The organism is Paenibacillus sp. FSL R5-0766, from assembly GCF_037971845.1.
Classification (GTDB): domain Bacteria; phylum Bacillota; class Bacilli; order Paenibacillales; family Paenibacillaceae; genus Paenibacillus.
This window is the reverse complement of record NZ_CP150227.1, coordinates 1,957,474-1,982,033: the sequence shown is the minus strand read 5'-3', so window position 1 is coordinate 1,982,033 and position 24,560 is coordinate 1,957,474. Positions and strand designations below refer to the sequence as shown.

Annotated in this window: 25 protein-coding genes and 1 riboswitch; of the genes, 6 read left to right on the top strand and 19 right to left on the bottom strand. The window is 45.9% G+C overall.

Features of this window, described 5'->3' with window-relative positions:
* The first annotated feature begins 137 nt into the window (after nt 1-137).
* The 4 genes from MKY66_RS09050 to MKY66_RS09035 all read left to right on the top strand — a co-directional run bounded on the left by MKY66_RS09050 (nt 138) and on the right by MKY66_RS09035 (nt 3,592).
* A complete protein-coding gene (locus MKY66_RS09050; protein ID WP_076209181.1) occupies nt 138-542 on the top strand; it encodes a hypothetical protein in 405 nt (134 codons plus the stop codon).
* 293 nt (nt 543-835) lie between these two features.
* On the top strand, nt 836-1,330 hold the full coding sequence (locus MKY66_RS09045) for a cation:proton antiporter regulatory subunit (RefSeq protein WP_076209182.1): 495 nt from the start codon (nt 836-838) through the stop codon (nt 1,328-1,330).
* Between the two features lie 4 nt (nt 1,331-1,334).
* The gene (locus MKY66_RS09040; protein ID WP_076209183.1) at nt 1,335-2,573 is read left to right on the top strand and encodes a cation:proton antiporter; all 1,239 of its coding nucleotides are present in this window, start codon (nt 1,335-1,337) and stop codon (nt 2,571-2,573) included.
* Nucleotides 2,574-2,686: 113 nt separating this feature from the next.
* Nucleotides 2,687-3,592 carry a YitT family protein gene (locus tag MKY66_RS09035; RefSeq protein ID WP_076209184.1) on the top strand — a complete coding sequence of 302 codons (906 nt, stop codon included), beginning with the start codon at nt 2,687-2,689 and terminating at the stop codon, nt 3,590-3,592.
* A 278-nt stretch (nt 3,593-3,870) separates the two neighbouring features.
* On the opposite strand, the gene MKY66_RS09030 is transcribed toward MKY66_RS09035, so the two are convergent.
* The 6 genes from MKY66_RS09030 to metA all read right to left on the bottom strand — a co-directional run bounded on the left by MKY66_RS09030 (nt 3,871) and on the right by metA (nt 10,768).
* Nucleotides 3,871-4,884, bottom strand: coding sequence for a zinc-binding alcohol dehydrogenase family protein (locus tag MKY66_RS09030; RefSeq protein ID WP_076209185.1), 1,014 nt, complete (start codon nt 4,882-4,884; stop codon nt 3,871-3,873).
* Nucleotides 4,881-5,858, bottom strand: coding sequence for an aldo/keto reductase (locus MKY66_RS09025; RefSeq protein ID WP_076209186.1), 978 nt, complete (start codon nt 5,856-5,858; stop codon nt 4,881-4,883). The genes MKY66_RS09030 and MKY66_RS09025 overlap by 4 nt, the downstream gene beginning before the upstream one ends.
* A 233-nt stretch (nt 5,859-6,091) precedes the next feature.
* Entirely contained in the window at nt 6,092-7,228 is a 1,137-nt protein-coding gene (mqnC, locus tag MKY66_RS09020) for a cyclic dehypoxanthinyl futalosine synthase (protein WP_076209514.1), read from the bottom strand.
* A gap of 241 nt (nt 7,229-7,469) precedes the next feature.
* Nucleotides 7,470-8,642, bottom strand: a complete 1,173-nt coding sequence (locus MKY66_RS09015) for an aminotransferase class I/II-fold pyridoxal phosphate-dependent enzyme (protein WP_076209187.1) — start codon at nt 8,640-8,642, stop codon at nt 7,470-7,472.
* Nucleotides 8,639-9,826 carry a PLP-dependent transferase gene (locus tag MKY66_RS09010; RefSeq protein ID WP_076209188.1) on the bottom strand — a complete coding sequence of 396 codons (1,188 nt, stop codon included), beginning with the start codon at nt 9,824-9,826 and terminating at the stop codon, nt 8,639-8,641. Before MKY66_RS09010 ends, MKY66_RS09015 begins: the two co-directional genes overlap by 4 nt.
* Before the next feature lie 24 nt (nt 9,827-9,850).
* Nucleotides 9,851-10,768, bottom strand: a complete 918-nt coding sequence (gene metA, locus MKY66_RS09005; protein ID WP_076209189.1) for a homoserine O-succinyltransferase — start codon at nt 10,766-10,768, stop codon at nt 9,851-9,853.
* Between the two features lie 236 nt (nt 10,769-11,004).
* Nucleotides 11,005-11,128: riboswitch (SAM riboswitch) on the bottom strand.
* A gap of 451 nt (nt 11,129-11,579) precedes the next feature.
* Between metA and corA the strand changes: the two genes are divergently transcribed.
* On the top strand, nt 11,580-12,515 hold the full coding sequence (corA, locus tag MKY66_RS09000; RefSeq protein ID WP_062833460.1) for a magnesium/cobalt transporter CorA: 936 nt from the start codon (nt 11,580-11,582) through the stop codon (nt 12,513-12,515).
* A 70-nt stretch (nt 12,516-12,585) separates the two neighbouring features.
* Here corA and MKY66_RS08995 read toward each other — a convergent pair whose 3' ends face one another.
* From MKY66_RS08995 to MKY66_RS08960, 8 genes are all read right to left on the bottom strand, one after another.
* Nucleotides 12,586-13,587 carry an HRDC domain-containing protein gene (locus tag MKY66_RS08995; protein WP_076209190.1) on the bottom strand — a complete coding sequence of 334 codons (1,002 nt, stop codon included), beginning with the start codon at nt 13,585-13,587 and terminating at the stop codon, nt 12,586-12,588.
* Between the two features lie 178 nt (nt 13,588-13,765).
* The gene (locus tag MKY66_RS08990; protein ID WP_076209191.1) at nt 13,766-14,644 is read right to left on the bottom strand and encodes an ROK family protein; all 879 of its coding nucleotides are present in this window, start codon (nt 14,642-14,644) and stop codon (nt 13,766-13,768) included.
* Between the two features lie 73 nt (nt 14,645-14,717).
* Nucleotides 14,718-15,404, bottom strand: coding sequence for an MOSC domain-containing protein (locus MKY66_RS08985; RefSeq protein WP_076209192.1), 687 nt, complete (start codon nt 15,402-15,404; stop codon nt 14,718-14,720).
* Between the two features lie 30 nt (nt 15,405-15,434).
* Complete coding sequence (locus tag MKY66_RS08980; protein WP_305956034.1) at nt 15,435-16,541, bottom strand: phosphodiester glycosidase family protein; 1,107 nt, start codon at nt 16,539-16,541, stop codon at nt 15,435-15,437.
* Nucleotides 16,542-16,546: 5 nt separating this feature from the next.
* On the bottom strand, nt 16,547-17,440 hold the full coding sequence (locus MKY66_RS08975; RefSeq protein ID WP_017689620.1) for a 5'-3' exonuclease H3TH domain-containing protein: 894 nt from the start codon (nt 17,438-17,440) through the stop codon (nt 16,547-16,549).
* Nucleotides 17,441-17,809: 369 nt separating this feature from the next.
* Entirely contained in the window at nt 17,810-18,175 is a 366-nt protein-coding gene (locus tag MKY66_RS08970; protein WP_076209194.1) for an arsenate reductase family protein, read from the bottom strand.
* A gap of 399 nt (nt 18,176-18,574) precedes the next feature.
* Entirely contained in the window at nt 18,575-19,558 is a 984-nt protein-coding gene (locus MKY66_RS08965) for an RluA family pseudouridine synthase (RefSeq protein WP_076209195.1), read from the bottom strand.
* Complete coding sequence (locus MKY66_RS08960) at nt 19,555-20,130, bottom strand: cob(I)yrinic acid a,c-diamide adenosyltransferase (protein ID WP_036610088.1); 576 nt, start codon at nt 20,128-20,130, stop codon at nt 19,555-19,557. The genes MKY66_RS08965 and MKY66_RS08960 overlap by 4 nt, the downstream gene beginning before the upstream one ends.
* Before the next feature lie 148 nt (nt 20,131-20,278).
* Between MKY66_RS08960 and MKY66_RS08955 the strand changes: the two genes are divergently transcribed.
* Nucleotides 20,279-20,890, top strand: coding sequence for a DedA family protein (locus tag MKY66_RS08955; protein ID WP_017689624.1), 612 nt, complete (start codon nt 20,279-20,281; stop codon nt 20,888-20,890).
* An 85-nt stretch (nt 20,891-20,975) separates the two neighbouring features.
* Here MKY66_RS08955 and MKY66_RS08950 read toward each other — a convergent pair whose 3' ends face one another.
* From MKY66_RS08950 to MKY66_RS08930, 5 genes are all read right to left on the bottom strand, one after another.
* Entirely contained in the window at nt 20,976-21,518 is a 543-nt protein-coding gene (locus tag MKY66_RS08950; RefSeq protein WP_076209196.1) for a bifunctional adenosylcobinamide kinase/adenosylcobinamide-phosphate guanylyltransferase, read from the bottom strand.
* A gap of 37 nt (nt 21,519-21,555) precedes the next feature.
* The gene (locus MKY66_RS08945; protein WP_076209197.1) at nt 21,556-22,107 is read right to left on the bottom strand and encodes a hypothetical protein; all 552 of its coding nucleotides are present in this window, start codon (nt 22,105-22,107) and stop codon (nt 21,556-21,558) included.
* Between the two features lie 177 nt (nt 22,108-22,284).
* Nucleotides 22,285-22,551, bottom strand: a complete 267-nt coding sequence (locus MKY66_RS08940) for an aspartyl-phosphate phosphatase Spo0E family protein (RefSeq protein ID WP_017689627.1) — start codon at nt 22,549-22,551, stop codon at nt 22,285-22,287.
* Nucleotides 22,552-22,696: 145 nt separating this feature from the next.
* Complete coding sequence (locus MKY66_RS08935; protein WP_076209198.1) at nt 22,697-23,905, bottom strand: aminotransferase class I/II-fold pyridoxal phosphate-dependent enzyme; 1,209 nt, start codon at nt 23,903-23,905, stop codon at nt 22,697-22,699.
* 13 nt (nt 23,906-23,918) lie between these two features.
* Nucleotides 23,919-24,419 carry an Lrp/AsnC family transcriptional regulator gene (locus tag MKY66_RS08930; protein WP_024628343.1) on the bottom strand — a complete coding sequence of 167 codons (501 nt, stop codon included), beginning with the start codon at nt 24,417-24,419 and terminating at the stop codon, nt 23,919-23,921.
* Nucleotides 24,420-24,560: the final 141 nt, after the last annotated feature.

Genomic DNA, 24,560 nt, shown 5'->3' with positions numbered 1-24,560 from the left:
TGATGGGGATATACGAAGCGGATTGATGGAAAGCGTGTCATGATTTCTCAGTATATTATGAAGAGGTTTGGAGTTAAGACAAAAATGTGTTATTATTTTAATAACAGTATGTTTCACGGAAAAGGAGGGAAGCCAAAATGAGACAACAACCTAGAATACTCCACTACACGATCATTATCATTTTGTGCGTTTTCCAAGCCTTGTGCTTCCCTATACCAATGCAGACCGAATCTGCCGTTGGGGTATCTGTAGAAGCAACTTCCAACAAGGAAGTGCTGTTGCAAATATCCGAATCCCAGCAGAAACCTGTCATTCGCAAATATCCACAAGTCATGTCCAAGCTGATTGCGGTTACGCATAATAAGCCTGTCTTTCTTGTCCTCGCATTGGTATTGATGCTGCGAATCCCTACAACGGGTCTGTCCTTTAAACCGTGGTATTGTCTGTTTAAACGCAGATTATTTCTGCTACCTATTAAGTTTACCAGCATGTATGTATCCCTCACCCCTATAGCACCAAAATACGTGAACGCTCTTCACTAGCCGTTACGACGTATTACAGGTTGCTTTTGCATGGAGACACCTCTGTATTTATAAGACGGTGTGCTTGTGCATAACTTATAACCCTTTTGGCACACGTTAGATAAACCAATGTTATGACAGTACCTATTTTTGTTGTACCCACACCGACAAATTCAAATCATATGGCTGTGTCAGGAATTTCTGGCTCTGTTTACCCGCATCTTTTGATGTTCCTTTGAGCAGCAGATTAATCATTTTCGGGAAATAAGCCTGTCTTCTGTGGCCAGCCCCTAATTATAAGGAGGCAACAATCCATGGATGTACGCGAAACAGACTTGCCGGGAATTGGCAAAAAATTTCAAATTGAAACTAGCAGCGGTGATAAAATTGTCATTATTATTCACGATGACGGTCGCCGGGAAATGTACCACTTCGAGTATGATGATCCCGATCAAAGCATCTCGATGATCACACTTGACGATTACGAAGCACGACAGATTGCTGCTATTGTTGGCGGATTAACTTACAAACCAAAGCAGCTTGAAAATATTGAAGTAACGTTTGACGACCTGATTATCGAGTGGTACAAAATCGAGCCATCCTTTGCAAGTATCGGCAAATCCATCGGTGAATTGGACGTACGTCAGAACTCTGGGGCAACGGTTATCGCCGTTGTAGAGAAAAATCACAAAAAACATATCAGCCCAGGTCCGGAGGTAGTTATCAGTGCAGAATCTACGGTAGTAGCCGTTGGCGAACGCAATCAACAGAAACTGTTTAAATCCCTCCTCCTGACTGGAAGGGGGTAAATAGATGGATCATTTGATATTCGAAGTAGGTCTGGCCCTTGTGCTCATTGCGGCAGCCGGCCTTTTATCGGCAAAACTAAGATTTTCGGTTGTTCCGTTTTATATTCTGATTGGAATGGCCGTTGGGCCACATGCCATGCACATATGGCATCTGGACTTCCGCTTTATTGAAAGTCAGCCTTTTATTGAATTTATGGGTCGGATCGGTATTCTGTTCCTTCTCTTCTACCTTGGACTTGAATTCTCGGTAGGTCGTTTAATTAAATCGGGTCGCTCTATTGCAGTTGGCGGCTCGATCTACATCGGCATTAACTTTACGCTGGGATTAATATTCGGTTTTATGTCCGATTTCCCAGTTGCAGAAGCACTTATTATCGCAGGTATAACTACCATCTCTTCCAGTGCCATCGTGGCCAAGGTACTCGTCGATTTGAAACGAACGGCCAACCCGGAAACAGAGATGATATTGGGTATTATTATGTTCGAAGATGTGTTCCTCGCTGTATATATTTCGATCTTGTCCGGACTTGTGCTTAGTGATTCATCCTCCATCGGAGGCGTCATCATGTCCGCACTTATTGCCCTCGGATTCATGCTTATCGTGATTATCCTTGGACGCAAAGCAACACCGCTACTAAACAAATTGCTTAAAATTCGATCGAATGAACTCTTCTCTCTCGTTGTATTTGGAGCCTTGTTCCTGGTAGCTGGTTTCTCTGAAACCATTCATGTTGCCGAAGCGATTGGTGCGTTACTAGTTGGTCTGGTGCTTGCTGAAACAGAACACGCGAAGCGGATTGAACACTTGATTCTACCGTTCCGTGACTTCTTCGGAGCCATCTTCTTCTTCAGCTTTGGATTGTCCATTGATCCTTTGTCCCTGGGTGGCGAAGCCGTATGGTTAGCTCTGATTGCAGTTGTTATTACATTGTTTGGTAACTTCCTGGCCGGTATGTTGGCCGGACGCAGTGCAGGACTATCGCCCAAAGCATCGGCGAATATTGGATTAACCATTGTGTCACGGGGTGAATTTTCCATCATCTTGGCCAACATGGGTAAAGCCGGTGGACTGTTGCCAATGATTCAACCATTTGCCGCGCTGTATGTCCTAATTCTGGCCATTCTGGGTCCTTTATTAACCAAAGAGTCCAAACATGTATTCCGTTTATTGGATAAAATATTCAAGTTCAAAGATCCTCGGAAAAAGAAAGAAGAGCCAAAGGTTCTGCAGAAAGAAGGATAATCCCTATGTCTGTACAGAACAGACATACTAACGTACTTCGCGGCTCTTACGCCGATCTTTCTGTGACTAACCCAGGGAGAATGGCTCGAAAGCCGTACTAAGGAGGCTGACCTATGAAAGCACCTCTGATATCGGCTAATCCGGTGCCAAACACCGCCAAGACTAGGATATCGTCTATCCGCCGCTGGTTAAACCTGTTTCTCGTTATTGCGGGCGGAATTCTGGCCTCCGTAGGACTTGAATTGTTTTTACACCCCAATAAGATTATTATTGGAGGCATTACAGGCATTTCCTCACTCTTCGCCCACTGGACCGAAATGAGGATTGGATTGTTCCTATTTTTATTCAATGTTCCGTTTATATTTCTGTCTTACAAGATCGTGCAGAAGAAATTTGTACTGGTTACTGTTCTGGGTCTGGTTGTCTTTTCGATCGGTGCCATTGTGCTTCATCCCATGCCGCCACTTGTAGAGCATCCGCTGGTTGCCGCCATGTTTGGCGGATTATGCCTCGGACTCGGAATTGGGCTCGTCGTACGGTATGGCGGGACACTGGATACGCTGGAAATCGGTGATCCGTCTTCCCGCCCACCTGAACGTGTATTTAGCGGAAAACGGATGCTTATCGAAAAAATAATCATGCTGCTTAACTTGTTGATACTGACAGCCGCTGGTGTTGTCTTTGGCTGGGACCAAGCGATGTATTCCGTAATCGCTTATCTTATTGCTTACGAAATGGTGTACATTGCGTTCAGGGGCTTCTCTTCCAAACGCAAAGTATGCATTTTGACCACACAAAGCTCTCAAGTTGAAAAAGCTGTACGCAAACGGCTACGCCGTGAACCTGGAACGCTGGAAGCCATTTCTGACTCAACACAACTTGCTATGGCTGAAGGATGGATCAGGCAGATCCCGGGTGCACTTTATTATGAGGTACATGTGCTGGAGATGATCTGGTTGAAGTCCATTGTGCGTCACATTGATCCACATGCGGGCATTGTAACAAATCCGGAAAAATAATAGCCCATGTAAGTTGGACTAAAGATATTTACACTGACACTACGATGACAGAACAACCTTCCAATCGCTGTTATCCCCAGATTTTTTCTATTCCCTTTTCACAAGGGAAAAATCCGGGGATAAAGGCGAACGCTTCGCTTTTTCAGGTTTTTTCTGTCCTCTTCGTTATCGTGTAATTTTAATTCAACTTACAAAAAACGCTCTCTTCCCCTATGGATGGACAGTATTGTCCACCAAGGTCAGAGAGCGTTTTTTTCTGTTATTATAATTAATTGTTACTATAGTTCAACGATGGCTTTGACTACATGTGAATCTGGCAAAAGCCATTGGTCTATTGCCGTAGGTAGCTCATTAAATTCCACTCGGTGTGTGATATACCCATCCATGCTTAATTTCTTTTGGCGCAAGGTCGACAGGACTTGTTCAAAATCTTCACGGGTTGCGTTTCGACTGCCCAAGATGCTCATCTCCCGCTTGTGAAACTCAGGATCATGAAAAGTAATATCTGCTTTCACTAGTCCTACAAAAATAAGTTGTCCACTATGCGCCACATATTGAATGGCCTCATTCATGGAATTCACATTACCGGTTGCGTCAAAAACAGCCGTAGCATAGTCGCCTCCCGTTATTTCAGCCACATGCTGCACAGAATTTTCATTCGCCTGAACCAAGTCATCCGCTCCAGCCCAAATCCGGCTAAGCTCCAACCTGTCCAGATTACGATCAACGGCAATAACACGCGCTCCCGCTTGTTTGGCAAATGCCATCACACCCAATCCAATGGGGCCAGCTCCAATCACAACCACATGCTCACCAGGCTTGATTCCTGCTCTTCTGACGGCATGGGCTCCAATGCTTAATGGTTCTACCATTGCTGTCTCATCCAGCGTCAAACCTTCTGCTGAGAGCAGATGTGAGACAGGCACACTGATTCTTTCTCTCATGCCTCCGTCTACGTGCACACCCATGACTTGCATGGACGCACAACAATTGGTTTTTCCATTGCGACATGCAATACAGTGACCGCAGTGCAGATACGGAATAATACTTACCTGATCCCCAGGCTGTAACCCAGCCTCGTTCGGACCGATTTCTTCAATAACAGCCGCCAGTTCATGACCCAGAACACGAGGATAGGTAAAGAATGGCTGGTTGCCTTTGTATGCATGCAGATCCGTTCCACAGATTCCAATCCGCCGAATGGCAACCAACGCCTCTCCTTCTGCTCGTTCCGGTTGAGGCAGGTCCTGGAGCTTCAATTGATCTATCCCTTCACATACAATGGCTCTCATCGTTGTTCCCCCTTGGATGCTTCTGCTGCCGTGTTGCTTGGCTTCGTATTATATTCAGGTCGTCCGCTTGACCATGTCTCGTTATGCAATGGAGCCAGAATGCGCAGCACTTCATCCAGCAGGCTCTGATCTATCGGTTCCTCTATCCAGGATGCATTATTGAGGATATTGCGCTGGCTGGCACTGCTCACCAGTGTTGTCGGAATTCGTTCATTCGACGTGGAGAATTGCACGGCCAGCTTGGCAATGTCCCTTCCTTGTTCTGCACAGAAGCGGGCAGCCTTCAGGCAGAGCTGTTTCACACGATCATCTGCCGGATGCCAGGCAGGAGCCCCTCGGGTACTCAACAAGCCCATAGAAAGAGGCGATGCATTGACGAGGCCAATTTCTTTTTTTTCCAACAGGGGCAATAACGATAATAATGAGGTATCATTCAATGAATAATGACAATACGAGATGATCGCATCCGCATCGATCTGTGGCAGAACCTTCTCGAACAACGGCAAGGGTAATCCACAAATGCCCGCATGTCGTATAACTCCCTGCTCTTTCAGACGCAGCAACGTTGGAAAAGCTTCTTCGATAATAATCTCTGCTGGCACAAATTCAATATCATGCAGGAACAGAATGTCGATATAGTCTGTATGCAGTCGATCCAGGCTCTCTTGCACACTATCCAGAATCCGCTGACGTGAAAAATCAAACTCATTTTCCCCATACCGTCCGGCTTTGGTTGATAACATATATGAATTGCGCGGCAAGCTGCGGATGGCTTCACCCAACACGGACTCCGCTTTTGTCTGCCCGTAGTAAGGCGAAACGTCTATGTAATTCATCCCCGCATCTACGGCCGCATGTACAGTGCGAATCCCTTCGTCCCGGTCAATGTCACGAAATACAGAACCGAGTGAGGATGCTCCAAAGCTCAATACAGGTACGTCCAGTTCCGTCTTGCCAAGTATTCTTCTCTTCATCGGTTTACCCCTTCCAGCGTGTCTGACTACACAAGTTCCCTTTCATTGTAACAGTTCAATTTCAATATAAAATATCGCCAATTGCCTAACATGTACTGTTTGATGACCTCGAACCGCAGAAAGAAATCAAAAAAAGCCCGCCGTCTCTCCAAACGGAGTAGTCAGCGGGCTTGGCTTCATCAATACTAATCTACCGATCAGCATTTATGGGAATAGTATTCAAATAAACAGGATTAGTTCTGCATTACGAAATCTTCATGCACGGCATTCTCTTCGTCGAACATGCGTACAATCTCGTATCGGGTGTTACGTTGTGCCGGAATATAACCGGACTCTCGAATCAAACGCAGAATGGATTCAATGTTAACTTTGTAAGTTGCACCAGCAGCAGATACAACGTTCTCTTCGATCATCGTGCTACCGAAGTCATTACAGCCAAATTCAAGGGACTTCTTACCGATGTCGGGACCCATCGTTACCCAAGAGGATTGAATGTTCTTGATATTATCCAGCACCAGGCGGCTGATGGCAACAGTCTTTAAGTACTCTTCCGGAGTCTGACGCTCCAGTTTGAGATTTGTATTATCCGGTTGGAACGTCCACGGAATGAACGCCAGGAAACCTTCGGAATCATACTTGTTCGCAATACATTCATCCTGTGCTTCACGTACACGGAGCAAGTGCAGTGCACGCTCTTCCATCGATTCACCAAGGCCGATAACCATTGTTGCCGTGGTGTTCATACCGATGCGGTGTGCAGTTTGCATAACGTCCATCCAGTCACGCCATGAACCTTTCAAGCGGCTGATTTTCCGACGTGTGCGATCATCCAGAATTTCGGCACCGCCACCAGGCAAGGAATCCAGTCCAGCTTCGTGAATGGCACGAACAACCTCTTCCAATGTAAGGCCATCGGATACTTCAACCATTTTCATAATCTCCGCTGGGGAGAAAGAGTGCATTGTGATGTTTGGGAAACGCTCTTTGATGGCTTTCAACAGGTCTGTATAATAGCTGAAAGGCAAGTTTGGATTCGTTCCACCTTGCATCAAAATCTCGGTACCATTCACATCTTCCGTTTCCTGAATCTTCTGGAAAATAACTTCGTCCGGAAGCACATAACCTTCATCCGAACCAGGTCTGCGATAGAAAGCACAAAAACGGCAGTACACATCACACACGTTTGTGTAGTTGACGTTACGCCCAATTACAAATGTTCTGTATGGTTCAGGGTGCATGCGTTTCATAATGACATTAGCAGCTGCCCCGATTTTGTCCACTTCATTGGATTCAAATAGCTGAATCGTGTCTTCCAAGTCCAAACGTTCGCCCCGAAGGGCTTTATCTAAGATACGGTCTACCGTACTCATCGTAAAAAAGCCTCCCTCATGAAGAGAAATTATATAACGATCCGTCCCAACTTGTTCAAGAGAAGCAAGTTCTGGTGGCAACATCGTATTTCTGTACTCCACATATCGTAACACAGGTTACATGTGAAAAAAAGCACCTTATGTACAGGTGCTTTAAAAATAAGTAAAAATTTTTACATATGGAAAAGAATTAGTTCGAACTTAAGTGATACGCATCGGCGTATTCGATCATCCACTTTTGCTAGGATTCCTGAAGTGCTTGCTCCAAATCTACAATCAGATCTTCGATATCTTCCAGACCTACAGAGAAGCGCAGCAACCCATCTGTAATGCCACGGTCACGGCGGACCTCAGCCGGCATTGCCGCATGAGACATCATCGCTGGGTAGGACAGAATACTCTCCACAGCTCCCAAGCTTACAGCAACAATGGGGAGCTTCACGCGGTTAAGAACTGCTTTTGCGCGATCACCTGAACCGACGTCAAATGAAACGACAGCTCCATATCCTGTGGACTGGCTCTCATGTGCCTCACGGCCCGGATGATCCTCAAGTCCAGGATAAAAGACAGCGGTAATATCACTGCGCTCATTAAGCCATGCCGCCAGTTTGGCTGTACTCCGTTCACTATGAGCCATGCGAGCTCCCAAGGTTTTCATCCCGCGCATCAGAAGCCAGGATTCTTGTGCCCCGAGAACAGTTCCAAGTCCATTTTGCAACTGTTTCAATTGTACGCCAAGTGATTCCGTGCGAGCAACGGCTAACCCTGCCAGTACATCACTGTGACCTCCGAGAAACTTCGTAGCACTATGTACGACGATGTCCACACCAAGCTCAATTGGACGCTGATAGTAAGGTGTCATAAAGGTGTTATCCAGAATCGTGATCAGGTCATGTTCCTTCGACCAGTCAGTTACAGCAGCGATATCCGTAATTCGCAGTGTGGGATTGGAAGGTGTTTCCATATAAACTGCCTTGGTGTTTGGCTTGAGTGCCGCTTTTACTTCATCTATATTGGTCATGTCTACAAAGGTTGTCTCAATCTGCATACGGCTTAATATGGAAGTAAGTAAACGATAGGTACCTCCATATACGTCTTCCGTTACAATCATGTGATCCCCTGCGGAGAACATCATGAATACGCTTGAGATCGCAGCCATCCCCGAAGAATAGGCAAAGCCTCGTGCTCCGCCCTCCAGCAATGTGATGTAATCTTCCAAAGCCTGACGTGTCGGATTACCCGAACGACTGTAGTCATGCTGAGGCGGATTGAAGATATCAAAATGGTGGAAGGTTGATGCTTGATAGATCGGTACACTGGAGGCTCCAGTCGTTTTGTCAATTTCATCTCCAAAATGGAGCAACTTGGTATCAAATTTCAACTCGGAATTGGGCTTGTTGTTGGACTCACTCATGAGTGCACGCCTCCTTCCACTTCTTGTTGTGCAGCTGTCAGAGCATTGCCGAGATCTGCAATCAGATCATCTGCATGTTCAATGCCTACGGAGAACCGGAGCAGACGGTCATCCACACCTACGGCTTCACGAATTTCAAGCGGAATATCCGCATGAGTCTGTACTGCCGGATAAGTCATAAGTGATTCAACTCCGCCGAGACTTTCGGCAAAAGCAATGAGTTTGATATGACGCAGCAACGGTTCAACATAACGTGCATCCTTCACTTTGAAAGAGAAGATACCTGTGTTACCCGTGGATTGTTTGTTCTGTATCTCATACCCCGGATGATCGGATAAACCTGGATGATACACTTCAACCACCGCTGGGTGCTCAAGCAAGTATTTAGCAGTAGTAAGTGCATTGTGCTCATGACGCTCCATGCGAAGAGCCAGCGTTTTCATACCTTTCATCAACTGGTAGGAATCACTTGGAGACAATACCGCTCCAATGGAATTATGCAGGAACGCCATCTCTGCAGATAACGCCTCACCTTTGGTAATGATTAGACCGGCCAACACATCATTGTGTCCGCCCAGATATTTGGTAGCGCTATGAATGATGATATCGGCACCCAGTTCAATCGGACGTTGGAAAAATGGAGTCAGCAACGTGTTGTCAACAATGGTCAACAGGTTGTAACTTTTCGCCCAGGAAGCTACGGCTTGCACATCGGTGATCATCATCAGCGGATTGGTTGGTGTCTCAATAAATACAGCTTTTGTATTCGGCTGACGAACCTTCTCCAGTGCTGCAAGGTCATTCGTGTCCACATAACTAGCAGTTACGCCGAAACGGGAAAGAATACGTTCCAGCAGACGATAGGTTCCACCATACAGATCCAGCGATACAATTAGATGATCCCCTTGACCAAACATGGCAAAGATCGTTTGCAGCGCGGCCATTCCCGAGCTACAGGCAAACCCTGCATCACCGGACTCCAGCGCTGCGGCGGCTTCTTCCAATACTTTACGGGTTGGATTAGTCGTACGAATATAATCAAACCCCGTGCTTTGTCCAAGCTTCGGGTGGCGAAACGCAGTGGATTGATAGATCGGAAAGTTAATGGCGCCTGTTACCGGTTCATTGATGGACCCAATTTGTGCTAAGCGGCTTTCGATTTTCAACTTGTTGTTGTCTTCCATTGCTGCATCCTCCTGTAATCTCGATTAGATTTGCGGGCCAATATCGTAAGGTGTTTCTTGATACACATAGTAATTGAGCCAGTTAGAGAATAATAAGTTGGCATGAGCGCGCCAAGTAGCCGGTGGCACACGGGAAGGGTCGTCATTCGGATAATAATGTCTAGGCAATGCGATATCCAACCCTTTGGCTGTATCCCGGTCATACTCCCACTTTAATGAGAACGGGTCATACTCGGCATGTCCTGTGGCAAAAATCTGTTTGCCGTCTTTGGTAGCAACCAGGAAGATCCCCGCTTCCTCGGATTCAGCCAAAATCTCTAAATTCTCATTCTTTTCAATATCTTCGCGTCTCACTTCCGTATGACGGGAATGTGGAACGTTGAATACTTCATCGAATCCACGCAGCAACGGAACATGTGGTTTATTGATGGTATGTGGGAAAACGCCAAAACACTTTTCATCAAGTGCAACCTTGGGTACGTCGAAATGATGGTATAAACCTGCCTGGGAAGCCCAACATATGTGGAGGGTTGAAGTCACATTGGTTTTGGTCCATTCGAAGATCTCCTGGATTTCATTCCAATAGTTCACGTCTTCGAAATCCATCTGTTCCACCGGGGCACCTGTAATGATCATTCCATCGAAACGGCGGTGCTCAATCTCATCGAAGGTTTTATAGAACAGATCCAAATACTCTTGAGACGTATTCTTCGACGTATGGGATTTGGGATGTACGAGAACGACATCCACCTGAATAGGCGTGTTTCCCACCAGACGAAGCAATTGTGTTTCGGTCGTTTCCTTTGTGGGCATCAGGTTTAATATAGCGATACGGAGTGGACGAATATCCTGCTGATATGCAGAAGTTTCATCCATGACGAAGATATTCTCTCCTTCAAGTACTTCTTTTGCTGGCAGAGTATCGGGTATTTTGATTGGCATAGTAAGTCTAACTCCTCCTTGTGCATAGATAGATGCAGCCACCCCTGGCTTGATGTCTTCACATCAATACAGTTATAGACTGCCTTGAGCTTGTAAAAACATTGAATTTCTCTTTCATCCAACGTTAAAAACAACCTCAAGTTCCTTAGCGAAAATCACTGCTGAGAAGTCGGGGCATATAACAAAGACCTTCCTCGGATTTCGAGAAAGGTCATATGTAAAAAAGATATGCGCCTCTCTCATCTCTCAGTTACAACAGTGCCACTTGACACTTAGTCGCTGCAAGAATTAGCACCGTGCGGTATACCGCCGGTTGCCGGGTTTCATCGGGCCAGTCCCTCCACCTACTCTTGATAAGATTTCGCTGTATTAGATTGTAATTTAATATGGTTCACCGTCTACTTTATTACATTAATGCCCTCACGTCAAGATGCAGTTCGATGTCTGCTTCCCAGATCGGAACCGTTCATCATCCGTTGTCATACACTGCCTCAGGGCGCGAAATAGACACATTTTTGCGCTTGAAAGCACCTTGTACCAGCGGTATACTAAACAAGGTGTTATAAACCCTTATGTGAGAGGTGACATATTAAATGGATGGCGACCCGAGGCCTGACTGGCAGCCGAATTCCGACAAACTGCATAGAGAATTGACATCAGCATGCCGGCAGCGGGACGTGACTTCCGTTTGATTATATAGTGAACGCAGCCCTGATCTCCAGGCTCCGCTGCCGACCGGCTGATTTGTTCTTTTTGCGCCCATAATGATAATATCCGCCAAGTTGGCGGGTGCAGAAGGAGTAGATTAACGATGAAAATCCGGTTGGTAAACAACGGTGTATTTATTCCGGTGGACGACATTCAGCAGGCGCTGACTCCACCAGCGGAAGGCTTTTACTGGATTGATGCAGACGTAGACGATTTGGCGGTACTTCAGCCGCTGTTCTTGATGCATGATCTGGCTGTGGAAGACTGTCTTAGTGACGAAGAACAACGTCCGAAGATTGAAATTTATGAGAACCATTATTTTATTGTGATTAATAGCATCCGTTTCGATGATGAAGAGATATTTCTACGTGCGGTCAACCTGTTTCTCGGCAGACATTTCATTATTAGTGTTACCAAGCAAAAGGTCAGCGAATTGCGTACACTGAAACCCATCCTGTGGGAACAGGAAATCAGTACACCGGATCGTCTGCTGTATTTGCTGGTTGACTTGATTGTTGATAATTATTTCACCGTAGGTGACCGAATTGAAGCACGGATCGAGAAGCTTGAGGAAGACATTCTGATGCACACCAAAAAGTCACATCTGAATGAAATTATCGGGCTGCGCAGTGAGATTCTGTGGCTGAAAAAAGTCCTTGGACCTCAGAAAGAGGTCATTAACACCCTGAACAAAAAAGATCTGCGTCTCATCGATGATCAACTGCAAAAGTATTTCAGTGACATCTATGAGAATGCTGTAAAAATATCTGAAACCTTTGAGACTTATCGCGACCTGATGGGCAACTTGCGAGAAGCCTACCAATCCAGTATTGCGAACCGGGCGAATGAGATCATGCGTGTATTTACCGCCATTACCACGGTCTTCATGCCGCTGACGGTCATTACCGGTATATACGGCATGAACTTTACGAACATGCCAGAGCTTAACTGGAAATACAGCTATTTTGTTGTGATTGGCCTGATGGTTACTCTGGGCCTGAGCATGTTCTTCATTTTCCGCAAGAAAGACTGGGTATGAACTCGTACGAAATAAAAAAGACGAAGCGTTCCTCCTGGAGAAACGCTTTGTCTTTTTTCATTTCTGATTATTAACCAACATTCTTCTCTGTCTCTGCGTGCCGACGGAAGCGGATTCGAATCATGCGCAGTCTTTCATAGACCTGCTCCAGACTTCCTCCATCCGGTTTCTCTCCTCCATACACCTTATGTAATACTGGCTTCAGGAACGTATCTCCCAGCTCCTCATACGCACTCCATACGGCCTCTTGTTCGTTCTCTGGCATCACTGCCAGCTCCACATCAAGAAGACAATCGGTGTCATAACCTTCATGATCCAGTGCCTCTAACAGCTCAACCAACTCGCGTCGGGATAATCCGGATCGATTAACAATCTCCTCTAACGTATACCCTTCCTTCATGCCTTCAAGCACCTGCTTACGCGTGGTGAACTTATCAAGTTCCTGCTTGTACTTCTGCTCTTTCTGCTTGTATAACCAACTCTCATACTCTTCTTCCTTCAGCGCCGTAAATACCCAGTCCAGCGGGAATGTCGTTGAACGCTCCAATCCGCTTGTAATCTCCATCCATTCCGTACCATACTCAGTCGCTTTGCTCTCTCCTACGCCCGGCAGTTGCATCAGTTCATCCAGCGATTGCGGAACAAAGGCACTGATCAAACGCAGCAGACGATTCGTTGCAACAAAATACGGTGCCTTCCGGTCAGACACAGCTCTCTTCCTGCGCCATGTGCACAGATCCGTATATAATTGCTCATTGCCGTATAACTCACTGTAACAATGGAGGCGCTGTCCACCATAACTGCGTGATTTCAGATCATCATTCTCATGAAATAACCCCTGCAACTGCGGTCGGTACCCCTCACTCATCTGTATGGCAAGCTGAAGACGGTAAATATGAAGCAGCTCCTCCCAAGAAGTCCCTTCATACCATATGCTATCCTCACGCTCTCCTTCCTCGTAGCGACTCCATCCCAGCTGCCAACTATCTTCCTCTTCCCCAATCCATAACTGTGCATACTCTGCATTCTGATCTGACATTTTGGACAATCTGTTCATGAAAATGACTTCCATTTTCTGTTCCCTCCCTTTAACATTTCAGCCTATACGGGTTAGTTACGCTACCTACAGGCAGCACAAAAAAAACACCCCTCCTGCAAAATCCATGCAAGAGAGGTGCTTCCTCATTAACCGTACTATGCTGTTGCCCATATCATACCACAATGGTAAAATTCGTCAATCCCTTAATGACCTATTTATTCAATGCCAACTTGGCAAGCGCCAGCGAACCACACAGACCCGCATTGTCTCCAAGTCCTGGTGACACAACATACTGGTCAATGTCGGATTGAAGCGCCGGATGCTGAACGTACCCTGCCAGCAACTCCTGCAGTTTGCTACGCACCATCGGGAACAGGTGCTCCTGCTTCATTACTCCGCCACCCATGACGATTTTCTGCGGAGAGAGAATCAGGATATAGTTCATCAGTGCATGCGCCAGGTAATGCGCTTCGATCTCCCAAGCTTTATGATCTGCAGGCAGTTCATAAGCCGGTTGCTCCCAACGTTTGTTAATGGCCGGGCCTGCTGCAAGGCCTTCGAGGCAGTCACCATGATACGGACAGAAACCTTCGTATGTATCCTCCGGATGTCTGCGTACAATGATATGTCCCATCTCAGGATGTGACAATCCATGGACCATTTTACCGCCAACCACAGCACCTGCACCAATACCTGTACCCACAGTGATATACAGACAGCTCTCAAGACCTTGTGCAGCGCCCCAGGTTGCTTCTCCAAGTGCCGCACCATTCACATCCGTATCAAATGTCATCGGCACATCAAAATGCTCCTTGAGCTTGCCAATCACGTTATACTGTCCCCAATGTGGTTTTGGTGTTGTTGTGATATAGCCATATGTTGGGCTTCCTTCAATCGGATCAATCGGACCGAATGAACCTACACCCAGAGCTTCAATGCCTTTGCCTTCAAAAAATGAAATCACTTGAGCCATTGTCTCTTCCGGTGTCGTCGTGGGAAAACTTACGCGTTCCAGAACTTCTCCGTTCTCTGTGCCAATACCACATACAAATTTGGTTCCGCCTGCTTCAATTGCGCCTAAGATCGTCATGTTAGTCACACTCCCAAGTTAGTTTAAAAAAGGAATTCGAGTTGCTTTACTTGATGACACTATAATTACCCTGCTACTTGTTCTCCAACTTGGACAATCGTTTCATTAACGTCTGCCTCCAGCTGTCTGACAGCGCAGGTATGGCCAGTAACGCCTGAATACCTTCCATATCTTCTTTCCCCTGATGCATAATTCGATTGGCTTCAAGAACCGTCATTGATGCAGGATCAGTGCTGATCCTTCGAAATATCGATGAAGGCCCTACCTCACCTTCTTGCAGTACACGAAAGTAAAATCCGGTATGTCCACTCTCCTGAAAATAAACAGGCAACTCCTTATAGTCATACCTCGCACCCAGCTTGAAGCAAGGTTGTCTGGGCTGACTAACCTGTACTGTGGCTTCGCCCAACTCGTACACATCACCAATCCGGACGTCTTCTTCGGCACAGCCTTCAACCGTCAGATTTTCTCCACAAGCTCCCCAGTCCAGCTTGCGATCCATCAGCTGTTCCAGCACCGGATAACGACTGTAATCGTATACACAAACGGCTTTGTCAGGGCCGCCATGATGCACCAGATCCGCCTGCGCGTCCCCTGTCATTCCAGTGAATGACAGGAAAACCGCGTCGGATACAGGATGTTTCACAATGCCGCTCAGCACTTCACGCTTCTGCCCAGGGAGCGGCTGCGGCAACCCTACATTAATGGCCAGAACAGCTGTATTACCCTCCCCTGGCTTTCGATCAGATGTGAGTGTCATTTGCGTCATACCTCCCATAATCACTTTCTTTTAACGCACAGAGCCGCCAAATACGAGTGTATTACTCAATAGCCGACCTGGAGAAGTCAGCATTTTGCCCCCGGCATACATACCCGAGGAAGCACCGCCATCCAGATTCATGGCCTGTTTGGCACCAAGCTTCTGCATCACTGCTGCCCACTCCTTGATTGTTGCTCCGGAAACGGTAGCCAGCATAACAGAACCGTCCGCCATGATCGCAATACCACTTCTGGCTCCGGAAGCATTAAGAATCTTGGCATCCTTGAAACCTTCGCTCGTCGGATTGACAGCTACCTTGCCGTCTTTCACCAGACGGGGTCCTGCCCCAACAGCAGTCACTACATCTTGCCAAGGGATCTCTTTGCCTGCTGCGTTCGTATACTTATAATTCATTTCTACGGTCGAACCAACGGTGAAACGATCCGAAGAAGACTTCTGGTTACCTGTGAAGACCAGTACCGAGCCATTCTTAGGAATCGCTACATTGGTATTGGGCACTTTTTTGGTCACAATACCTTTCTCCATAACAACCGCAGTGCCACCTTTGAACCCAACTGTGGCACCTCGTTCAGGCGTATACAGCATCGTAATGCTTGCGTTCGCTGAAGGTGTTCGATTAATAAAGGTTGCATACCAACTCCGTGATTTACCTTTTGTATCCGTTACTTTACCTGTCAAACTCACCTGAAGTGAATCCATGATCGCCGAGCCGTCTTCCTTAAATCCGATGGATGTTCCGTATCTTCCAATATGTATGACCTTACCATTTGCTATTAACATACCGTATGGATCTGGTGCTCCGTTATATGCTTCAAAAAATGCTCCGTTAATGGCTGCTTGCGCACCATAGGCTTTCACAATCGATGGCAATGTTGCCGTCTGGCCAACTTGCTTCTTCGCGAGTCCCACGGTAACCGGTGTTCCCTTTGGAATCGAAACGGTCTGTACGGTAAAATTACGTCCTGCTGCTTTTACTTTCTGTACTTTGGTGTTAATTGCTGCTTTGGCATCCACTGTCTGTGGTGCACTTACTGCTCCCGAAAGAATTACGGGCAAGGCCAGGACGAGGGCCATAGCCCCTGTCCACCACTTTTTGCCTGTTCGTACGTTCTTCATGTTGCTCACCCTATTGCCACTCCCATCCAAGAGCCAAGGCTCTTCATCTCAAGTTGTTCAAACTTGTCCATCACCATATCCGGATCAAGACGCAATTCACAGATATCCAGCGCACAGGCAACCGGAACAGCACAATGAATCTCTGCCAGTTTGCGGGACAGATGAAGCATGTCCAGATCATTCTCAATCTTGTTACGCACCGAAGGGGTCAGTTTATCCATGTTGCTCAGAATCCCTTCAATGGAGCCGTATTCCTGTACAAGCTTCAACGCTGTTTTCTCACCAATTCCCCGTACTCCGGGATAATTGTCGCTGGCATCTCCCATCAGACCCTTCATGTCAATCACTTGACGAGGTGTCAGTTGTTTCTCTGCCATGAGCGTTTCAGGGTTGTACACCATGTAGTTGCCATGGCCTTTTTTCATAATAATGATACTTGTGCGGTCATTGATCAGTTGCAACATGTCGTGGTCACCCGTCAGCACCATAACATTCATATCGGTCTCTTCGGTATAATACTTCGCAAGCGTCCCGATACAATCGTCGGCTTCGAATCCTTGTGCACCTATATTTGGAATACCCAGGCTATCCATGACTTCACGAATCAGAGCAAACTGGGGAATCAGGTCATCCGGAGCTTCAGCCCGGTTGCCTTTGTAGGCTGCATATTCTTCACCGCGGAACGTCTTACCGCCCATATCCCAACAACATACGACATGACTTGGCCCAAAAGTCTGAACCGCATCCCAGAAATAACGGATAAATCCGTAGACTGCGTTGGTAGGCAATCCTGCCTTTGTACGTCTGATATATCCGCTTGCAGATGTCGCATAAAAAGCACGAAACAACACCGCCATACCGTCTACCAGCAACAAAGTAGGTTCATTACGTTGATTCACTTGAATTTGTTCTCTCCTGTCCTGATTCTATAGAAATTAAACTAAAGTATATTTACACTTACCATTCCGATGACAGAACATCCTTCTGATCGCTGTTATCCCCAGATTTTTTTGATTCCTTTTCAAAAAGGGAAAATCCGGGGATAGCATATGCTTCCGAAGTAGCTTTCTTTCAGAAAGCTTTTAGGCGAACGCTCCGCTTCTTCAGGTTATTTCTGTCCTCTCCATTTTCGTGTAAATGTTTAGTTCAATTTCTATAGCAAATAAAATATCGAAACTAATTCTATCATTATAGCATAGTTCCGCCAACCATCGTTCAGCCAAAAAAGCCCTGAATTTTGAACAATTCAAGGCTGATATTCAGCGCGTTTATGCGTTATTCCATTCCTGCTCGTACGTTTCTTCCTTGAATCCAACCGTCACCTTTTCTCCATCCGTAACGATCGGACGTTTGATGAGACGACCATTGGAAGCCAACAAACGAATCTGTTCATCAGCGGAAATTCCGGGAAGCTTGTCCTTCAGTTGTTGTTCTTTGTACACTTCTCCGCTCGTATTAAAGAACTTTTTCACTTCAAGCCCGCTCTTTTGGATGAGTTCTGTTAGTTCAGATTCGGATGGCGGTGAGTCAAAAATAGGGATTAGCTCCAGCTCATGTCCTTGAGCTTCAAGCCATTTTACAGCTTTGCGGCATGTGCCGCATTTGGCATATTGATATACTTTTAAGTTACTCATGTATGTGTTCCTCCAAATGCTCCGGTATCGACTTCTCGCTTCCCTTGGTTTGCTTCGCAAATCCAAAAGTCGCTCCAAATCGATACCATCGCCATGTAATTTTACTGACTTTTGCGAATGAGATCAAAACACACATTCGCTATATTTTTTGGGTCAAAATCTTACAGCTTTTATATCCTTAAAAGCTTTTGAGTTTTGAATTCTTGAAATATTTAACATCAAATTGGTAAACATCAATACATTAACCATAGAACCATAAAGATTAGCCTACGGCATGCTGTTCGGGTGCATTAAGCATCCCTCACAAGGGTAAGACAAACAGCGTTGAACTCCAAACAGGACAGGCCGTGCAGGAAACTGCGATACGAGGTGAAAAACTAAGAGCCCCGTCGCAGCTTCCTACAGTTCTTCTCTGGGAGCTCCCTCATCATTCAAACGCTGCTCCAACGCGGCCATATCTGCTGGTAAAGGAGCCTGGAACGTTATGCGTTCCTGTAGAATTGGGTGTTCAAACGTCAGCTCACAAGCGTGTAATGCTTGGCGTTCGATCCAGCTGTCCCGTTCTTCCCGGACAACAATGGTCTGCTCATCGATCTCGTGCACAGGTAGTGTCTTGTACATTCGATCACCAATTAATGGACAGCCGATGGACGTCATATGTACCCTGATCTGATGGGTTCTGCCACTTTCCAGCTTGAGACTTATCGCACTGGCGCTGCCCCCTGACCAACGTGTTACGGTTGTATACAACGTTCTTGCAGCGTAACCATCAGGTGTTACGATTCGGCGGTGTGGCTCTTCAGGATCGCGATCAATCGGGCCATCTACTGACCCCTGTTCCGGGACAGGGCTTCCGTGCACAAGTGCAATATATTTCTTGTCCACTGTTCCAGCAATCATCTGTTCAGAGACATGTTGATGGACATAAGGGTTCTTGGCTATAGCAAGAACACCTGACGTTTCCTGATCAAGTCGATGAATCGGTCTGAACCGAAAGCGCTCGCCCTTGGTTTTCCAGTAATGAACAACGCCATTTGCCAAAGTACCTGTGTAATGTCCATGTGTCGGATGAACGATGATGCCCGCATCCTTGTTGACAATAAGCAAGTGCTCGTCTTCATACAGAACGGTAAAGGGAATAGGCTCAGGCAAAATATCATCCGATTCCTCTTGCTCCATCCGAACTTCAACGACATCACCCGCAGCCACCTTGACGCTAATGTATACGCGCTCCCCATTTAACATGATGCCTTGTTCAGTCAGCTTGATTTTGGACAAAAGCTTACGCGACACCAGCAGCCGCCGCTGAAGCACGGTCTTCAGCAGCCAGCCATCTTCTTGTTCGGTCACCGTGTAGACAATCGGCGAATAATATTGGCTCATTCTTTGCGGCGGAATACTTTTTTGCTCCGCACATATTCAATATCCGCCACCTGTTGTCTCGCGTTGGCCGTCCGTGCAACCACGAAGAAATAATCAGACAGTCGGTTTAGATACCGTCGTACAGACGGATTAATATCTGTATGTTGTCCAAGTGTTACCGTGCGACGCTCTGCGCGACGACATACAGTACGGCACACATGAAGAGCAGAAGACAGCTGACTGCCACCAGGAATAATGAACCGTTCCACTTTTGGATTCTCTGCATCATACTGGTCAATCCATTGTTCCAGACGTGTGACCATCTCATCTCTCACCTTATATTTGGTTTCACTAATCTTCACAAAGGCTAGATCCGACCCGCAATCAAACAGTTCCTGCTGAACTTCCAGCAGATGTTCACGCAGATCTTCAAATTCCCCTTGAGCAGAGTCAATAAGGCTGATCGCCTGGCCTACAAAACAGTTTAATTCATCAATCGTGCCATAAGCCTCAACCCGGTCATCATCCTTGATGACGCGTCCACCGATGACCGAAGTCTGTCCTTCGTCACCTGTTCGTGTATATATGCCCATCGTTATCCCTCCAATTGGTAATATAATAATGAATACGAGAATGCCATTTTTTCAGAAACCCGTCTATCGCTTTACACGTATATAAGAATTGGTGTGCTCTGCCGAGTATACGACAAATCAAAGGAAACCAAAAGTAAAGGAGACGATTATGCAAAACTGGATAACCGATTTCATGGAACAATACGGCTACATAGGCATTGCACTCATTATTGCTCTTGAGAACGTATTTCCCCCGATTCCATCCGAAATCATCTTGCCGTTTGGCGGATTCATGACCACCTATACCAGTCTCACTCTTCCAGGAGTTATTATCGCCGCAACTATTGGCTCTGTCCTTGGTGCTGTGATCCTGTATGGTATTGGTCTACTCATTGACGTCGAACGCCTTGAGAAAATTGTGGAACGCTGGGGACATGTTCTGCGCATCAAAAAAGAGGATATTCACCGTGTCGATGCATGGTTTGACAAATATGGCATGTGGACCGTATTATTCTGCCGAATGGTTCCCCTCGTCCGTAGTCTTATCTCCATTCCCGCAGGCATGTCCAATATGAAATTTGGTTTATTCCTTCTCTTTACAACCATTGGTACATTGATCTGGAATGTCATTCTGGTCTGCGTTGGTGCTGCGCTTGGCGCATCATGGGAGAGTATTTTGCACTTTATGGACGTCTATTCCATTGTAGTGTACGTCATTCTGGCCATCATTGTCATCGGATGTATCATCTGGTGGATCAGACGTAGCAAAAAGCAGAAATAAAAAGGACAGATTAATAAATAAAGCCTCCTCGCCACCAATTCGTGGTTAAGGAGGCTTCTTTATGTCACCCGTTTATGTCATCTCGCTATCGTTCATCTTCATTTCGCATGCCCTGACTCTTAAGATCGATAGCCAGACCAGATACCAGCATGTACATCTTTTCAGCATGTATCTGCAGCATCCGGTTCACCGAAGCCATTCTCGCTGTAAATATTCGTTCTTCTTCGGTAGGATGCAATGTACCATGCATTTCATTGGTAATCACAAGCAACTTCCCCTGATAAGACAATAAAGCATCAAGCAAAAGCTGTGTCTCTGAACGCTGATGATCCAGATCCTCTGTTGCCCTGAAACCGGCAGCCATCCAGGAGGTCAGACTGTCTACAATTACAATTCGCTGATCCGCCAAAAACAGATTGGATTCCCGATTAATCTGGGTGATCACCTCTGTCAGATGCTGACCGTTCCCGGCATGAATGGCACGATAATGAGCGGATGGCAATTCGGGAATAACGGGATCATGATCACCAGTGGATAAATATACACCCTCCCGGCTAATTCCGGCTGCATACTTGAGGGCAAACCGGGTTTTACCACTACCTATGCCGCCTGTGACCGTAATCAGCAATCCGCTTCCCTCCTTCCATAGCCATTCTGAATTTTCTTTACTCTGTCAGCGCCTTCAGCACTTTTTTGGATTCTTCGACATTGGAAGATGACACTGGAATGGTGGCGAACAAATTGCTCGCAGCATATTCTACATCTTTAAACATTTTCATATCTTCAAGTGGAATGCCGTAAAGATGTGATTCTTGTTTGATATCTGAACCTTCATCTCCTTCACCCTTCTCTAACAATACTCCACCCTCAAATACACCCCGTTCAAACTTCTTGGGATCAAACGTATCATCCAGCGGAACATTGGAGCCATTACTTCCGTATTGTTTCATGTCGGACTCAGGCAAAATGAAGATATCATGTCCTCCAGCCGCATACTCTACCATAATTTTCTGAACATCATACATCGCACTGGTGATCACTTCTACCTTGGGTTCCTCGCCCAGTTTCTGTTGCAGATTGGCCTGTAACTGCTCTGAGATTACAGATGGATTTCCTTGGTTATCAATGATGAATATGGAAAAACCATCTTTACCTCCACAACCAGCAAGCAGAAAAACGATAGAAATGATTGCAGTAAGCCCCCAAAATCTCTTCATTCCAGTTCCCCCTTTAGTCTCCTATGTCCAATATATCACAATTGTTCCACGCAAAAAAATAACCTGGCTTATCGGAGGATCACCTTGCCTTTACACACAAAAAAAGAAGACCTTCTCAGGTCTCCCTTTCTTTACTTTCTAATTCGATTAATGAAACGTTTCAATCCAGCATAAACGTTATTTTGCTTTAATTGGGTTAGCCTTCATATATTCATTAATCTTTAAATCCAGCAAACTGCTGATTTCAATTACAATATCGGATGTGAATGATTTCTCTTCGAGGAAGATCTGTTCCATCTTGCGACGAAGCATATGAATTTCATCTTCCAAGGAAATGTCATGCAAAGATGCGTTATCGGGTTTCACCGACCATCGGTCGCCATGATCGCCTTCTGCCAGATAGTGCCCACGATTCGTCGGTAAATCATATTCAACACAAAACAAAGCTAACCCCTCCTTGGAAAAATGGTTTCCAAATATATGAAAACTTATTTCAAATTTGAATTATATCACATTATTTTGTAAAAGAAAGTTATTTTTTTTCCAAATGATAACAATGCCACATTTGTAAAAAGATTCTACTTTAGTATTAACCCTCTTTTTGAATTTTGTAAACAAAGTTTCCGATTCGTTCCAAAGCTTCATTTAATTGGGTTACAGAAGTAGCATAAGAACAACGCAAGAAGCCTTCACCCTGAGGTCCAAAAACATTGCCCGGAACAGCAGCCACTTTATTCTCAGTTAACAATCGTTCAGCAAACAGGTCGGAACTCATACCCGTCTTTTGAATGCTCGGGAATGCATAGAATGCTCCCTGAGGTTCATGACAATCAAGTCCAATATCCCTGAATCCCTGCACAATTAAACGTCTACGCTGATTATACGATTCTACCATCCGATCTTTCTCACCCAAACCATTCGTCAACGCTTCAAGTGCAGCAACCTGACCCATGGCCGGCGCACACATTACCGTATACTGATGGATTTTGAGCATGGCTGCAATAAGCTCAGGATGACCACACATGTACCCAATCCGCCAACCTGTCATTGCAAAAGCCTTTGAAAATCCGCTTACGAGAATGGTCCGCTCCTTCATGTCAGGGATAGCTGCAAAGCTAACATGTTTTTGCGTATACGTCAATTCAGCGTAAATTTCATCCGCGATCACAATCAGATCATGCTTTTTAATCACTTCAGCAATAGGCAGCCACTCTTCATAAGTCATGATAGCTCCAGTGGGATTACTCGGATAACACAGAATAACCACTTTCGACTTCGGTGTGATACCAGCTTCAAGTGCTTCGGCAGTTAACTTAAACTGATCTTTCGCGTAGGTTTCAACACCAACCGGTATACCGCCACCGATTGAAGCGATTGGTGAATAAGCCACGTACGAAGGTTCAGGAATGAGAATCTCGTCGCCTGGTACGATTAATGCTCGCAAAGCCAAGTCAATCGCTTCACTGCCACCCACGGTAACAATAATCTCATCCTTGGGATCGTATTTGGTATCAAACTGCGTATCCAGATATTCACTGATGGCTTCTCTCAACTTTGGCATACCTGCGTTTGATGTGTAGCTGGTCATGCCTCTTTCCAGCGAGTATACACAAGCTTCACGCATATGCCAAGGGGTAACAAAATCAGGCTCACCCACACCCAATGTGATAATATCCTTGTTGTCTCCAACCAGATCAAAAAATTTACGAATTCCGGATGGAGGTATCTGCTGCACGAGAGGTGCCAGATATGATGTCATTTTCTTGTTGTTCCCGGTTGTCTGTTCATTCACTATCATGACACATCTTCCTTTACGGCGAGATCATGAGACGGTTGTCTTCCTGATGGTCTTCAAAAATAATCCCGTCCTGCTTATATTTTTTAAGAATAAAATTCGTTTTGGTTGAAAGTACAGAGTCTATCGGAGACAGTTTCTCCGACACAAAATTAGCGACTTCACGCAGGTTGCCACCTTCCACTTCAACGAGCAGATCGTATGCACCGGACATGAGATATACGGACTTCACTTGCGGATAGAGATAAATGCGTTCGGCAATCCCTTCAAAACCACGACCACGCTCTGGCGTGATCTGCACCTCAATCAGGGCCGTTACTTTCTCATCATCTATTTTGCTCCAGTTGACGACGGTTGCGTATTTTACGATGACGTGGTCTTGTTCTAGCTGTGCCACGGCGTTTTTAATCTTGTCTTCCGACTCCCCCAGCAGCGTCGACAGCAGTGCGGGAGTCCTTCTCGCGTCTTCCTTCAACAGATCCAGAACTTTTAATTGCAGATCGTTCAAATCTTTCATGGTTTTCCCTCCAGCATCATCCAGGTTCCTGAAAATGAATTAATACTTATATTACATGAATTTGACGTTGATGCATAGACAAAAGACCGCCTGCCCTGAATTCAGGCAAGCGGTGGTATGGTCCTGTAACGTTAGGTGCTT